This is a genomic window from Streptomyces fradiae (assembly GCF_041270065.1).
Taxonomy (GTDB): domain Bacteria; phylum Actinomycetota; class Actinomycetes; order Streptomycetales; family Streptomycetaceae; genus Streptomyces.
On the sequence record NZ_CP065958.1, the window covers coordinates 1,678,563 to 1,691,949 of the forward strand.

At 70.8% G+C, this 13,387-nt stretch carries 15 protein-coding genes; 6 read left to right on the forward strand and 9 right to left on the reverse strand.

Annotated features, from left to right (window positions below; all coding sequences use genetic code 11):
- Positions 1 to 66: 66 nt before the first annotated feature.
- Positions 67 to 183, reverse strand: a complete 117-nt coding sequence (locus tag JAO84_RS07500) for an SGM_5486 family transporter-associated protein (RefSeq protein WP_265865989.1) — start codon at positions 181 to 183, stop codon at positions 67 to 69.
- 17 nt (positions 184 to 200) lie between these two features.
- Positions 201 to 1,547 carry a CynX/NimT family MFS transporter gene (locus JAO84_RS07505; RefSeq protein WP_370411516.1) on the reverse strand — a complete coding sequence of 449 codons (1,347 nt, stop codon included), beginning with the start codon at positions 1,545 to 1,547 and terminating at the stop codon, positions 201 to 203.
- 94 nt (positions 1,548 to 1,641) lie between these two features.
- On the opposite strand from JAO84_RS07505, the gene JAO84_RS07510 reads away from it, so the two are divergent.
- Positions 1,642 to 2,331 carry a FadR/GntR family transcriptional regulator gene (locus JAO84_RS07510; protein WP_370411518.1) on the forward strand — a complete coding sequence of 230 codons (690 nt, stop codon included), beginning with the start codon at positions 1,642 to 1,644 and terminating at the stop codon, positions 2,329 to 2,331.
- Here JAO84_RS07510 and JAO84_RS07515 read toward each other — a convergent pair.
- From JAO84_RS07515 to fabG, 3 genes are all read right to left on the reverse strand, one after another.
- Complete coding sequence (locus JAO84_RS07515) at positions 2,300 to 2,698, reverse strand: hypothetical protein (protein ID WP_370411520.1); 399 nt, start codon at positions 2,696 to 2,698, stop codon at positions 2,300 to 2,302. The two genes, JAO84_RS07510 and JAO84_RS07515, sit on opposite strands and share 32 nt — an antisense overlap.
- Positions 2,699 to 2,879: 181 nt before the next feature.
- Positions 2,880 to 3,656 carry an enoyl-ACP reductase FabI gene (gene fabI / locus JAO84_RS07520; protein WP_265865993.1) on the reverse strand — a complete coding sequence of 259 codons (777 nt, stop codon included), beginning with the start codon at positions 3,654 to 3,656 and terminating at the stop codon, positions 2,880 to 2,882.
- 5 nt (positions 3,657 to 3,661) lie between these two features.
- Positions 3,662 to 4,378 carry a 3-oxoacyl-[acyl-carrier-protein] reductase gene (gene fabG, locus JAO84_RS07525; protein WP_265865995.1) on the reverse strand — a complete coding sequence of 239 codons (717 nt, stop codon included), beginning with the start codon at positions 4,376 to 4,378 and terminating at the stop codon, positions 3,662 to 3,664.
- A gap of 186 nt (positions 4,379 to 4,564) precedes the next feature.
- Between fabG and JAO84_RS07530 the strand changes: the two genes are divergently transcribed.
- From JAO84_RS07530 to tyrS, 3 genes are all read left to right on the forward strand, one after another.
- Entirely contained in the window at positions 4,565 to 6,097 is a 1,533-nt protein-coding gene (locus JAO84_RS07530) for a TldD/PmbA family protein (protein WP_370411522.1), read from the forward strand.
- Complete coding sequence (locus tag JAO84_RS07535) at positions 6,094 to 7,485, forward strand: metallopeptidase TldD-related protein (protein ID WP_370411524.1); 1,392 nt, start codon at positions 6,094 to 6,096, stop codon at positions 7,483 to 7,485. The genes JAO84_RS07530 and JAO84_RS07535 overlap by 4 nt, the downstream gene beginning before the upstream one ends.
- Before the next feature lie 90 nt (positions 7,486 to 7,575).
- Positions 7,576 to 8,841 (forward strand): tyrosine--tRNA ligase, encoded by a 1,266-nt coding sequence (gene tyrS, locus JAO84_RS07540; RefSeq protein ID WP_370416682.1) that lies wholly within the window; start codon positions 7,576 to 7,578, stop codon positions 8,839 to 8,841.
- A gap of 103 nt (positions 8,842 to 8,944) precedes the next feature.
- Here the strand turns inward: tyrS and JAO84_RS07545 are convergent, their stop codons facing one another.
- The gene (locus JAO84_RS07545) at positions 8,945 to 9,220 is read right to left on the reverse strand and encodes a GlsB/YeaQ/YmgE family stress response membrane protein (protein WP_265865999.1); all 276 of its coding nucleotides are present in this window, start codon (positions 9,218 to 9,220) and stop codon (positions 8,945 to 8,947) included.
- Positions 9,221 to 9,403: 183 nt separating this feature from the next.
- On the opposite strand from JAO84_RS07545, the gene JAO84_RS07550 reads away from it, so the two are divergent.
- A complete protein-coding gene (locus JAO84_RS07550; RefSeq protein WP_370416683.1) occupies positions 9,404 to 9,760 on the forward strand; it encodes a DUF3099 domain-containing protein in 357 nt (118 codons plus the stop codon).
- Positions 9,761 to 9,929: 169 nt separating this feature from the next.
- Positions 9,930 to 10,163, forward strand: a complete 234-nt coding sequence (locus JAO84_RS07555; RefSeq protein ID WP_370411526.1) for a hypothetical protein — start codon at positions 9,930 to 9,932, stop codon at positions 10,161 to 10,163.
- Positions 10,164 to 10,167: 4 nt separating this feature from the next.
- On the opposite strand, the gene moaA is transcribed toward JAO84_RS07555, so the two are convergent.
- From moaA to JAO84_RS07570, 3 genes are all read right to left on the reverse strand, one after another.
- Positions 10,168 to 11,157, reverse strand: a complete 990-nt coding sequence (gene moaA, locus JAO84_RS07560; protein WP_370411528.1) for a GTP 3',8-cyclase MoaA — start codon at positions 11,155 to 11,157, stop codon at positions 10,168 to 10,170.
- Positions 11,158 to 11,322: 165 nt separating this feature from the next.
- Positions 11,323 to 12,990 (reverse strand): cation acetate symporter, encoded by a 1,668-nt coding sequence (locus tag JAO84_RS07565; RefSeq protein ID WP_370411530.1) that lies wholly within the window; start codon positions 12,988 to 12,990, stop codon positions 11,323 to 11,325.
- A complete protein-coding gene (locus tag JAO84_RS07570) occupies positions 12,987 to 13,370 on the reverse strand; it encodes a DUF485 domain-containing protein (protein WP_265866003.1) in 384 nt (127 codons plus the stop codon). Before JAO84_RS07570 ends, JAO84_RS07565 begins: the two co-directional genes overlap by 4 nt.
- Positions 13,371 to 13,387 lie beyond the last annotated feature (17 nt).

Consider the following 13,387-nt stretch of genomic DNA (forward strand, 5'->3'; position numbering starts at 1 on the left):
GATCCACCCACTTGACCCTGACACCTGCCCCCTAGGGGATGCGGGGGTTGTCCCCACCCCTGGGTGTCAGGGCGAGGCGAAGGTCGCGATGACGGCGATGATCGCCGTGATGCCGAGCATGGCGCCGAGGATGACGAGGAGCGCCTTCTGGCCGTTGGGGGGATTCGGTTCGAGTACGGGCATGCCCTCAGTCTCGCATCTCAGCATTCGTCCTCGACGATGCGGTCCCGGCCGGCGAGGACGCCCACGATCATCTGGGGGACCATCAGGCCGCCCATGAGGGCGACGGGCAGGCCCCAGCCGCCGCTGTGCTGGTAGAGGACGCCGACGACGAGCGGGCCGGGGATGGAGATGAGGTAGCCGACGCTCTGTGCGAAGGCGGACAGCTTCACGACGCCGGCGCCGGTGCGCGAGCGCATGCCGATCATGGTGAGGGCGAGCGGGAAGGAGCAGTTGGAGACGCCGAGGAGGACCGCCCAGAGCCAGGCGCCGCCGGCCGGCGCGAGATAGAGACCGGTGTAGCCGGCGAGGCCGCACAGGCCGAGGCCGACGACGATGGGGCCCTGGTGGCGCAGCCGGGAGGCGAGGCGGGGGATGACGAAGGCGAGCGGCACGCCCATGACCATGGTGACGGCGAGGAGCACGCCCGCGGTGGAGGCGGGGACGCCGGCGTCGCGGAAGATCTGCGGCATCCAGCCCATGGTGATGTACGCGCCGGTGGCCTGGAGGCCGAAGAAGGCGGCGAGGGCCCAGGCGGTGCGGCTGCGGGCGACCCGCGGGGTGGCCGGGATCCCGACGGCGGCCGCCCGGCCCGTACTGCTACCGCTACCGCTTCCGGTTCCGACTCCGCTGTAGCCGCCGAGGCCGCCGGCTCCCTGACCGGCCCCGCCCGTACCGGCCGCGCGGCCGCGGATCAGCGGGATCCAGGGCAGGACGGCGAGGGCGGCGAGGACCGCCCAGATGCCGAGGCCGAGCCGCCAGCCGCCGCCGAGGGCGCCGGTCAGCGGCACGGTCGCGGCGGCGGCCACGGAGGTGCCGAGGGCGAGGGCCATCGAGTAGAGGCCGGTCATGCTGCCGACGCGGTCCGGGAAGTACCGCTTGACCAGGACCGGCATGAGGATGTTGCTGAGCGCGATGCCCATGAGGGCGAGCGCGCTGGCGGCGAGGAAGGCCGGGGTGCTGTCGGCGAAGGAGCGCAGCAGCAGGCCGGCGGCGATCGCCGCCATGCCGGCGCAGACCACGGCCGCGGGGCCGAAGCGGCGGGCGAGCCGCGGGGCGGCGATGCCGAAGACGGCGAAACAGAGCGGCGGCACGGAAGTGAGGACGCCGGCCACACTGCCGCTCATGTGGAGGCTCACGCTGACCTCTTCGAGGAGGGCGCCGAGGCTGGTGATCGCGGGGCGCAGGTTGAACGCGGCGAGGACGAGTCCGACGGCGACGAGCGCGCCGACCCAGCGGGCGGGACCGGCGGGTGCGGGAGAATCAGGGACGGCGCTGCGGTGCGGCTGCTTCCTGGTGGGGGCGAGTGTCTGCGGCTCCTCTGGCATGAGACCCATCATAGAATCATGGGATGATTGGTTGTCCAGTTTTCAACAACCCGGTTCTGAACAACCAGCGGGACCAACGGACGGAAGGTGTGGCATGGCCCTCGGGCATCCGCGGCGCAGCGGACTCTCCGACCAGGTGATCACCCAGCTGCGGAACCAGATCACCTCGGGCGAGTGGCCGGTCGGCACCCGCATCCCGACCGAGCCCGAGCTCGTCGAACAGCTCGGGGTGGCCCGTAACACCGTGCGCGAGGCGGTCCGCGCGCTCGCCCACAACGGGCTGCTCGACATCCGGCAGGGCTCCGGCACCTATGTGGTGGCGACCAGTGAGCTGGCCGGGGTGATGCACCGCAGGTTCGCCGGCTCCGACCCGCGTGACGTGGCCGAACTGCGCGCCACCCTGGAGTCCTCGGCGGCCCGGCTTGCCGCACAGCGCCGCACCGACCGGGACCTGGGGCAGCTGGACGCGCTGCTCGCCCGCCGCGAGGAGGCCTGGGCGGCGCGCGACGCGGAGGAGTTCGTGACCGCGGACGCGGCCTTCCACCACGCGGTCGTGGTGGCCTCGCACAACGAGGTGCTGACCGAGCTCTACTCGGACCTGGGGCACGTGCTGCGCTCCTGGCTGCGCGAGGACGTGGGCCCGGAGCTGCGCCCGGAGAACCACATGGACCACGCGCGCCTGGTGGCGGCGATCCACGAGGGCGACGCCGAGCGGGCGGCGACCGAGGCGGCCGGCTATCCCTTCATGTGCCTCAGGAGCCCAGAGCCGCCGGCTCGTGGGTGATCCAGGCGGCCCGGACCTCCTTCCAGCAGCGGCCGGTCACCTGGGCGTAGTCGGCGGGGCCGACCTCGACGGGGGCGCTGTCGGTGTCCACGTCCCACCAGTGCGCGCACTCCACGTGGAGGCGGACGCGGTCGGTGCGGGGATAGGGGTTCTGGCAGTGGACGGTGACGGCCGAGCCCTGGACGAGGGTCCGGCAGGAGGCCCCGAAGTTCTCGGGATCCCCGGTCACGGGGGCGGAGTGCGCGGTGCCGTCCTCGGCGGGGGCGGGAGCGGCGCGGACCTCGGCGGCGACGGCGAGGCCGGCCAGACCCGCGAGGAGTGCGGCGGCCGGAACGAGCGCGGGCGCCCGGAAGAGCGGCGTGCGCATGTCCGTACCTCCTCCCCATGCAGTAGCCGGAATGTCACGCTCCGACCAGTCTGGGGTGAGTCGGCCGACTTTTCGACTCGAGGAGAGGACCGGGGAGAGGACCGGGGAGACGGCCCGGAAACGACGAGGGGCCGCGGGCCCGCCGGTCAGGCGGGCCCCCGGCCCCAGGTGTCACTTGGGATCAGGCGCCGATCGCGTGCAGACCGCCGTCCACGTGGATGATCTCGCCGGTGGTCTTCGGGAACCAGTCGGAGAGCAGCGCGACGATGCCGCGGCCGGCCGGCTCCGGGTCCTCCAGCTTCCACTCCAGCGGGGAGCGGGAGTCCCAGACGGCGGCGAGCTCGCTGAAGCCCGGGATGGACTTCGCGGCCATGGAGCCGATCGGGCCGGCGGAGATCAGGTTGCAGCGGATGTTCCGCTCGCCCAGGTCACGCGCCATGTAGCGGTTGGTGGCCTCCAGGGCGGCCTTGGCCGGGCCCATCCAGTCGTACTGAGGCCAGGCGAACTGCGCGTCGAAGGTGAGGCCGACGACGGAACCGCCCTCGGTCATCAGCGGCAGCAGCGCCATGGTCAGGGACTTCAGGGAGAAGGCCGAGACGTGCATGGCGGTGGCGACGGACTCGAACGGCGTGTTGAGGAAGTTGCCGCCGAGGGCGTCCTGCGGGGCGAAGCCGATGGAGTGCACGATGCCGTCGAGGCGGTCGCCCAGCTGCTCGCGGACCTGGCCCTCCAGACGGGCGAGGTGCTCGTCGTTGGAGACGTCGAGCTCCAGGACCTTGACCTTGTCCGGGTGGGGCAGCTTCTTGGCGATGCGCTCGGTCAGCGTCGGCCGGGGCCAGGCGGTGAGGATGATCTCCGCGCCCTGCTCCTGGGCCAGCTTCGCGGCGTGGAAGGCGATGGAGGACTCCATCAGCACACCGGTGATGAGGATCTTCTTGCCCTCGAGGATTCCAGCCATGGTGTTCAGTGACCCATTCCCAGTCCGCCGTCAACCGGGATGACGGCTCCAGTGATGTACGAGGCGTCGTCCGAGGCGAGGAACTTCACCGCGGCGGCGATCTCCTCGGGCTGGGCGTAGCGGCCCAGCGGGACCTGGGAGACGATGCCGGCGCGCTGCTCGTCGGTGAGCACCGCGGTCATGTCGGTGTCGACGAAACCGGGCGCGACGACGTTGAAGGTGATGTTGCGCGAGCCGAGCTCCCGGGCGAGGGACCGCGCGAAACCGACCAGGCCGGCCTTCGAGGCGGCGTAGTTCGCCTGGCCCGCCGAGCCGAGCAGGCCGACGACGGAGGAGATCAGCACGACGCGGCCCTTCTTGGCGCGCAGCATGCCGCGGTTGGCGCGCTTCACGACCCGGAAGGTGCCGGTGAGGTTGGTGTCGAGGACGGACGTGAAGTCCTCCTCGGACATGCGCATGAGGAGCTGGTCCTTGGTCACGCCGGCGTTGGCGACGAGGACCTCGACCGGGCCGTGCTTCTCCTCGATCTCCTTGTAGGCCTGCTCCACCTGCTCGGAGTCGGTGATGTCGCACTTGACGGCGAGGAAGCCCTGCTTCTCCAGCTCCGCGGGGTCGCCCGAGCGGAACGTGATCGCGACCTTGTCGCCGGCCTCGGCGAACGCGCGGGCAATCGCGAGGCCGATGCCCCGGTTGCCTCCGGTGACGAGAACCGAGCGGCTCAACGGATCACCCTTTCGATAGCGGTCTGGTATGTCGAAAACCTATCGGTCCCTTCCTTGATACGGAGAATCGGGCCCTGACAGTGGCGTCCTGGTGTCGCTGTCGGGTCCCTACAGAAAGCTCTGGGCATCACGGCCGAAAGCACGACATGATCGGGGGCGACCGGTCTCACACGACAGGAGACAGCTGTGCAATCTGGGACCCATTCCCTCGACGAGGGCTTCACCCGGCTTCCGTTGCGGGCACTGGCCGACGCGGCGCTCGCCCGGGCCCGGGCGCTCGGCGCCGAGCACGCCGACTTCCGCCTGGAGCGGGTGCGCAGCGCCGCGTGGCGGCTGCGCGATGCCAAGCCCTCGGGGTCGTCGGACACCACGGACCTCGGCTACGCGGTGCGGGTGGTGCACGGCGGCGCGTGGGGGTTCGCGTCCGGCGTGGACCTGACCATGGACGGGGCCGCGCGGGTCGCCTCGCAGGCGGTGGCCATGGCCAAGCTGTCCGCGAAGGTGATCGCGGCGGCGGGGTCGGACGAGCGCGTGGAGCTGGCCGAGGAGCCGGTGCACGCCGACAAGGTGTGGATCTCCTCGTACGAGATCGACCCCTTCGCCATCTCCGCCGAGGAGAAGAGCGGGCTGCTCGCCGAGTGGAGCGAGCGGCTGCTGCGGGCCGAGGGCGTGGCGCACGTGGACGCCTCGCTGCTCACGGTCTTCGAGAACAAGTTCTACGCGGACACGGCGGGCACCGTCACCACCCAGCAGCGGGTCCGGCTGCACCCGCAGCTCACGGCGGTCGCGGTGGACGCGTCGACCGGCGAGTTCGACTCGATGCGGACGCTCGCGCCGCCGGTCGGGCGGGGCTGGGAGTATCTGACGGGCACCGGCTGGGACTGGGACAAGGAGCTCGACGAGATCCCCGGGCTGCTCGCCGAGAAGATGCGCGCGCCGAGCGTCGAGGCCGGGCGTTACGACCTGGTCGTGGACCCGTCCAACCTGTGGCTGACCATCCACGAGTCGATCGGCCACGCCACCGAGCTGGACCGGGCGCTCGGTTACGAGGCGGCGTACGCGGGCACCTCCTTCGCCACCTTCGACCAGCTGGGCAAGCTGGAGTACGGCTCCTCGATCATGAACGTGACGGGTGACCGGACCGCCGAGCACGGCCTGGCGACCGTCGGGTACGACGACGAGGGCGTCGAGGGGCAGAGCTGGGACCTGGTGAAGGACGGCACGCTCGTCGGCTACCAGTTGGACCGCCGGATCGCGAAGCTGACCGGCCTCGGGCGCTCCAACGGCTGCGCCTTCGCCGACTCCCCCGGCCATGTGCCGGTGCAGCGGATGGCGAACGTGTCGCTGCAGCCGGATCCGGGCGGGCTGTCCACGGAGGACCTGATCGGCGGCGTGGAGCGCGGCATCTATGTGGTCGGCGACCGGTCCTGGTCGATCGACATGCAGCGCTACAACTTCCAGTTCACCGGGCAGCGCTTCTTCCGCATCGAGAACGGGCGGCTCGCGGGCCAGCTGCGGGACGTCGCGTACCAGGCGACGACCACCGACTTCTGGGGCTCCATGGAGCAGGTCGGCGGCCCGCAGACGTACGTCCTCGGCGGCGCGTTCAACTGCGGCAAGGCCCAGCCGGGCCAGGTCGCCGCGGTCTCGCACGGCTGCCCGTCCGCCCTGTTCCGGGGTGTGAACATCCTTAACACGACGCAGGAGGCCGGTCGATGAGCCGCGTCAGCAAGCCGTACGAGATCGTCGAGCGGGCCCTTGAGCTGTCCCGTGCCGACGGGTGTGTCGTCATCGCCGACGAGGAGTCCTCGGCCAATCTGCGCTGGGCCGGCAACGCGCTCACCACCAACGGGGTGACCCGGGGCCGCACCCTCACCGTGATCGCGACCGTGGACGGCGCCCAGGGCGCGGCCTCCGGTGTGGTGTCGCGTTCGGCGGTGACCGCGGACGACCTGGAGCCGCTGGTGCGCGCGGCCGAGGAGGCGGCGCGGGCGGCCGGGCCGGCCGAGGACGCGCAGCCGCTGATCGAGGGCGTGCCGGTGTCGCCGGACTTCACCGACGCCCCGGCCGAGACCTCCTCGGCGGTCTTCGACGCCTTCGCGCCGGCGCTCGGCGAGGCCTTCGCACGCGCGCGTGCGGGCGGCCGCGAGCTGTACGGCTTCGCCAACCACGAGCTGACCTCCAGCTACCTCGGCACGTCGACCGGGCTCCGGCTGCGGCACGACCAGCCGAACGGCACCCTGGAGCTCAACGCCAAGTCCCCGGACCGGACCCGCTCCGCGTGGGCCGGGCGCTCGACCCGGGACTTCAAGGACGTCGACCCGGCCGCGCTCGACGCCGAGCTGGCCACCCGGCTCGGCTGGGCGGAGCGGAGGATCGACCTGCCGGCCGGGCGGTACGAGACGCTGCTGCCACCGACCGCCGTGGCCGACCTGATGATCTACCAGCTGTGGTCGGCGGCGGCCCGGGACGCGGCCGAGGGCCGCACGGTCTTCTCCAAGCCCGGCGGCGGCACCCGGATCGGCGAGACCCTGTCGCCGCTCCCGCTGTCCCTGCGCAGCGACCCGCACGCGCCGGGCCTGGAGTCCGCGCCGTTCGTGATCGCGCACAGCTCGGGCGACGACTCCTCCGTCTTCGACAACGGTCTGCCGGTCGGTCCGGTCGACTGGGTACGGGACGGGAAGCTGGCCCATCTGGTCACCACCCGGCACACCGCGGGGCTCACCGGGCTGCCGATGGCGCCGGCCGCCGGGAACCTGATCCTGGACGGCGGCGGCGAGAAGTCCCTGGAGGAGATGGTCGCGGCGACCGAGCGCGGTCTCCTTCTCACCTGCCTCTGGTACATCCGCGAGGTCGACCCGGCCACGCTGCTGCTCACCGGTCTCACCCGGGACGGCGTCTACCTGGTCGAGAACGGCGAGGTGGTCGGCGAGGTGAACAACTTCCGGTTCAACGAGTCGCCGGTCGACCTGCTGTCCCGGGCCACCGAGGCGGGCCGCACCGAGCAGACGCTGCCGCGCGAGTGGAGCGACTGGTTCACCCGGGCCGCGATGCCCGCCCTGCGGGTGCCGGACTTCAACATGAGCTCGGTCAGCAAGGGCGTCTGACCCGGTCGGACCCGGGCCTGACCCGCTCGGACACGGCCTAGACTGGCCGGGACAATTCTTTCCCGTATGCATCACGAGGAGACGGACGACGTGACGGACATCGTCGACGAGCTGAAGTGGCGTGGGCTCTTCGCCCAGTCCACCGACGAGGAGGCCTTGCGCAAGGCCCTCGCGGACGGTCCCGTCACGTTCTATTGCGGTTTCGACCCGACCGCGGCCAGTCTCCACGTCGGCCACCTGGTCCAGGTCCTCACCGTCCGCCGGCTCCAGCAGGCCGGGCACCGGCCGCTGGCGCTCGTCGGCGGGGCCACCGGCCAGATCGGCGACCCGCGGCCGACCGCAGAGCGCACCCTGAACGACCCGGAGACGGTCGCGAACTGGGTGAACCGGCTGCGTTCGCAGATCGAGCCGTTCCTGTCCTTCGAGGGCGAGAACGCCGCGGTCATGGTGAACAACCTGGACTGGACCGCCGGCATGTCGGCGATCGAGTTCCTGCGGGACATCGGCAAGCACTTCCGGGTCAACAAGATGCTGACCAAGGACTCCGTGGCCCGGCGCCTGGAGTCCGAGCAGGGCATCAGCTACACCGAGTTCAGCTACCAGCTGCTCCAGGGCATGGACTTCCTGGAGCTGTACCGGCGGCACGGCTGCACGCTGCAGCAGGGCGGCTCCGACCAGTGGGGCAACCTGGTGGCCGGCCTCGACCTGATCCACAAGCTGGAGCCGGAGGCGCAGGTCCACGCCCTGGCGACGCCGCTGATGGTGAAGGCCGACGGCACCAAGTTCGGCAAGACCGAGGGCGGCGCCGTCTGGCTGGACCCGGAGATGACCACGCCGTACGCGTTCTACCAGTTCTGGCTGAACGTCGACGACCGTGACATCTCCACGTACATGCGGATCCTGTCCTTCAAGTCCCGCGAGGAGCTTGAGGAGATGGAGAAGCAGACGGCGGAGCGGCCGCAGGCGCGCGCCGCGCAGCGCGCGCTCGCCGAGGAGCTCACCACCCTGGTGCACGGCGCCGACCAGTGCCGGGCCGTGATCGACGCGTCGAAGGCGCTGTTCGGCCAGGGCGAGCTCGGTGAGCTCGACGAGGCCACGCTGGCCGCGGCCCTCTCCGAGCTGCCGCACGCGCGCGTGGCGGAGCTCGGCCAGGTCGTCGACCTGTTCGCCGAGGTCGGTCTGGTGGCCAGCAAGTCGGCCGCCCGCCGCACGGTGAAGGAGGGCGGCGCCTACGTGAACAACGTGAAGGTGACCGCCGAGGACGCCGTCGTGACGGCGGACGAGCTGCTGCACGGCCGCTGGCTGGTGCTGCGCCGGGGCAAGAAGAACCTGGCGGCGATCGAGGTCGGCGCCTAGCCCCTCGTACCCGCAAGGGCTTACGCCGGAGGCCCGGTACGCGCGTTCCCGCGCCGTACCGGGCCTCCGGTCGTTGTCCGCCCGTGCGATCAGGGCCGCGTGATCAGGCCCGCTGTCTGCCGCCCTTGATCGAGGCCCACAGCATGTCGCCCACGCCGACCACGGCGACGGCACCGATGAGCTGCAGGAGGTGACGGGTCCAGTCGATGCCCCTGGTGTCGTTGACCCCGATCCAGGTCGCGACCGCGTTGCCGAGCACACTGCCCAGAATGCCGAACACGGTCGTCAGCCACAGCGGGATCTGCTGCTTGCCCGGCAGGATCGCCTTGGCGATCAGTCCCAGGACGAAGCCCACAATGATCGCCCACAACCAACTCATCGTCGCCTCCTCGTGCACAGGTGTGCCCAGTCTCGGCCCGTCCGCCATACGGCGCATGTCGGACGAGGCCATACGGACGAGGTCAGACGTGCCCCGGCCTCCTCGGTGGGGGACGCCGGGCGTACGGTGGAAGGAGGACCGGACCGGGGAGGGTCCGGCACGGTGTGCGGGTGGTGGAACGTGATGCTGAAGCATGGCGGTGGCGAGGTCTTCCGGATCACCGGGGCCCGGCAGGGCCTTGCCGAGGACGTGCGCGGGCGGCAGCGCCGGTACGTGATCTCGATGTCGATCCGCACCCTCTCGGTGATCGCCGCGGCCTCGCTGTGGAACGTGGAGCGGTACGTGGCGATCGTGGCGCTGGTGATCGGCGCCGTGCTCCCGTACATCGCGGTGGTGATCGCCAACGCCGGCCGGGAGAACGCCCCGTCCCTCCCGTCCACGTTCGTCCCGACTCCGCTGCGGCCGGCGCTGACGGCGAAGCCCTCGAAGGATGCCGAATCGGACACCGGAACGGCGACGCCGAGCGATCACACAGCGTGAGCGGAAAGCTCAGGAAAAGCTCAGATCAATCATGAAGTTCCGGTGCACCGCACCCCATCCCCCGTGACATACTGCCTACGCGCTCCGCATCCCCCGTCGGAGCGACGGACCGATGCCGGGCAGCTCCCCCCGTGGCTGCTCGGCATCGCCCTTGCTGGACAATGATCGGGTGATCCTGGGTCCAGTGAGCGAAGACAAGCCGATCTGTTCCGCGAAGGGGTGCCGGGCCGACGCGGTCTGGGTCCTCGCCTGGAACAACCCCAAGCTGCACACGCCGGAGCGGCGCAAGACGTGGCTGGCGTGCGACGAGCACCGCGAACATCTGTCGCAGTTCCTGGGCGTACGGGGCTTCCTGAAGGATGTCGTCGCGCTGAGCGAGTGGGACTCGACCGCCGAGGGCTGACCGCTCAGCCGCCGATCGCCGACATCGGGCGATCCGGCTGGAGGAAGTCCGGGTCGTCGAGGCCGGAGCCGGCCTTCTTGCCCCACATGGCCTTCTTCCAGATCTCGGCGATCACCGCGTCGGGCGCGTCCGAGCGCAGTGCCGCCCGCAGGTCCGTCTCCTCGGTGGCGAACAGACAGGTGCGGACCTGGCCGTCGGCGGTGAGGCGGGTGCGGTCGCAGGCGCGGCAGAAGGGGCGGGTCACGGAGGCGATGACGCCGACGGTGTGCGGGCCGCCGTCGACGACCCAGCGCTCGGCGGGGGCGGAGCCGCGCTCGCCGGCGCCCTCGGCGTCGAGGGTGAAGCGGGTGCGGAGCGACTCCAGGATGTCCCCGGCGGTGATCATGCCGTCGCGCTTCCAGCCGTGCTGGGCATCGAGCGGCATCTGCTCGATGAAGCGGAGCTCGTAACTCTGCTCCATGGCCCAGGCGAGCAGGTCGGGGGCCTCGTCGTCGTTGAGCCCGGGCATCAGGACGGCGTTGATCTTGACCGGGGTGAGGCCGGCGTCGCGGGCGGCGGCCATGCCGTCGAGGACGTCGTGGTGCCGGTCGCGGCGGGTGAGGGTCTTGAAGACCTCGGGGCGCAGGGTGTCGAGCGAGACGTTGACCCGGTCGAGGCCGGCCGCCTTGAGGGCGGCGGCGGTGCGCTTGAGTCCGATGCCGTTGGTGGTCAGCGACAGCTTGGGGCGGGGGGCGAGGGCGGCGCAGCGCTCGACGATGCCGACGAGGCCGGGGCGGAGCAGCGGCTCGCCGCCGGTGAAGCGGACCTCGGTGACGCCGAGCTCGGTGACGGCGATCCGGACCAGCCGGACGATCTCGTCGTCGGTGAGCAGATCGGGCTTGGCCAGCCACTGCAGGCCCTCTTCCGGCATGCAGTAGGTGCAGCGCAGATTGCACCGGTCCGTGAGGGAGACCCGCAGGTCGGTGGCCACGCGGCCGTAGGTGTCGATGAGCACTGGGCCCCCTCCCTCTCTGACGGTTCGCTTCGTGTTCGAGCCTACGTGACGCCTCGGACACTGGGCACGGGCCGATTGTCACGAGGACGGGGCCGGCCGCGTCGTAGAACTCTACGACGCGGCCGGTGGTTCATCGCGGAACGTATACGACCCGCTGCGCTCCGGTCAGTGCTTGATCGCGGAGGCGACGCCGACGCCGGTGAGGGACTTGACCTCCAGTTCGGCGTACTTGCCCTTGTCCGGCTCCTCCTTGGAGAGGAGGGAACCGAGCCAGCCGAGGAGGAAGCCGAGCGGGATGGAGATCAGGCCCGGGTTCTCCAGCGGGAACCAGTGGAAGTCGACGCCCTTGATCATGGAGGCCGGGCCGCCGGAGACGACCGGGGAGAAGATGACGAGGAGGACGGAGGAGATCAGGCCGCCGTAGATCGACCAGAGCGCGCCCTGGGTGGTGAACCGCTTCCAGAAGAGCGAGTAGAGGATCGTCGGCAGGTTGGCCGAGGCGGCGACGGCGAAGGCGAGGGCGACCAGGCCGGCGACGTTGAGGTCGCGGGCGAGGGCGCCGAGCGCGATCGACACGATGCCGATGATGACGGTGGACCAGCGGGCGGCCCGCATCTCCTCCTTCTCGGTGGCCTTCCCGCGCTTGATCACGTTGGCGTAGATGTCGTGCGCGAAGGACGAGGAGGAGGCAAGCGTCAGTCCGGCGACCACGGCGAGGATGGTGGCGAAGGCGACGGCGGAGATGACGGCGAGGAGGATCGCGCCGGAGGTGGAGTCGGCGCCGCCGCCGACCTCCATGGCGGCGAGCGGGGCCGCCGTGTTGCCCGCCTTGTTGGACGCCATGATGGTGTCGCTGCCGAGCAGGGCGGCGGCGCCGAAGCCGAGGACGATCGTCATCAGGTAGAAGGCGCCGATGATGCCGATGGCCCAGTTGACCGACTTCCGGGCGGCCTTGGCGGTCGGCACCGTGTAGAAGCGGATGAGGATGTGCGGCAGGCCGGCGGTGCCGAGGACGAGCGCGATGCCGAGCGACAGGAAGTCCAGCTTGGAGGTGGCGGTGACGCCGTACTTGAGGCCGGGCTCCAGGAAGGCGTCGCCCTTGCCGCTGTGGGTGGCGGCGGCGCCGAGCAGCTCGGAGAGGTTGAAGTGGAACTTCCACAGGATGAGGAAGGTGATGAGCACGGTGCCCGCGATGAGGAGCACGGCCTTCACCATCTGGACCCAGGTGGTGCCCTTCATGCCGCCGATCGTCACGTAGACGATCATCAGGACGCCGACCAGGGCGACGATCGCGATCTTGCCGCCGTCGCTGGTGATGCCGAGGAGCAGTGAGACGAGGACGCCGGCGCCGGCCATCTGGGCGAGCAGGTAGAAGATCGAGACGACGATGGTGGAGGTGCCGGCGGCGGTGCGGACGGGGCGCTGGCGCATCCGGTAGGCGAGGACGTCGCCCATGGTGAAGCGGCCGGAGTTGCGCAGCGGTTCGGCGACCAGGAGCAGCGCGACGAGCCAGGCGACGAGGAAGCCGATGGAGTAGAGGAAGCCGTCGTAGCCGTAGAGGGCGATGGCGCCGCTGATGCCGAGGAAGGACGCGGCGGACATGTAGTCGCCGGAGATCGCGAGGCCGTTCTGGAAGCCGGTGAACTGGCCGCCGCCGGCGTAGAAGTCGGCGGCGGAGCGGGTCTGCCGGCCGGCCCAGACGGTGATGACGAGGGTGGCGAGGACGAAGGCCGCGAACAGGGAGATGATCAGCGTCCGGTGCTCGCTGGTCGCGTTGCCGGCGGCGAGCAGGTGGACGGGGTCGGCGAGGGGGCTGCCGAGGGCGGTGCTCATGCGTCGGCCTCCGTACGGGATTCCATGTGCTGCTTGATGGCCTCGGCCTGCGGGTCCAGGCGGTTGGCGGCGTGCCGCGAGTAGAGCCAGGCGATGAGGAAGGTGGTGGCGAACTGGGCGAGGCCGAGGACCAGGGCCACGTTGACGTTGCCGAAGACCTTGGTGCCCATGAAGCCGCCCGCGTAGTTGGAGAGCAGCACATAGAGCAGGTACCAGGCGATGAAGGCGATCGTCAGGGGGAAGGCGAAGGAGCGGTAGGTGCGGCGCAGTTCGCCGAACTCGGCGCTCTGCTGCACCTCGGTGAACTCCTCGGTGGTGGGACCGGCCGGGGTTGCGGCGTCCGTGCTGGTTCGGGGTGGCGGCGGGGCGTCGGTGGCCACGGAATCTCCTCGGGCGG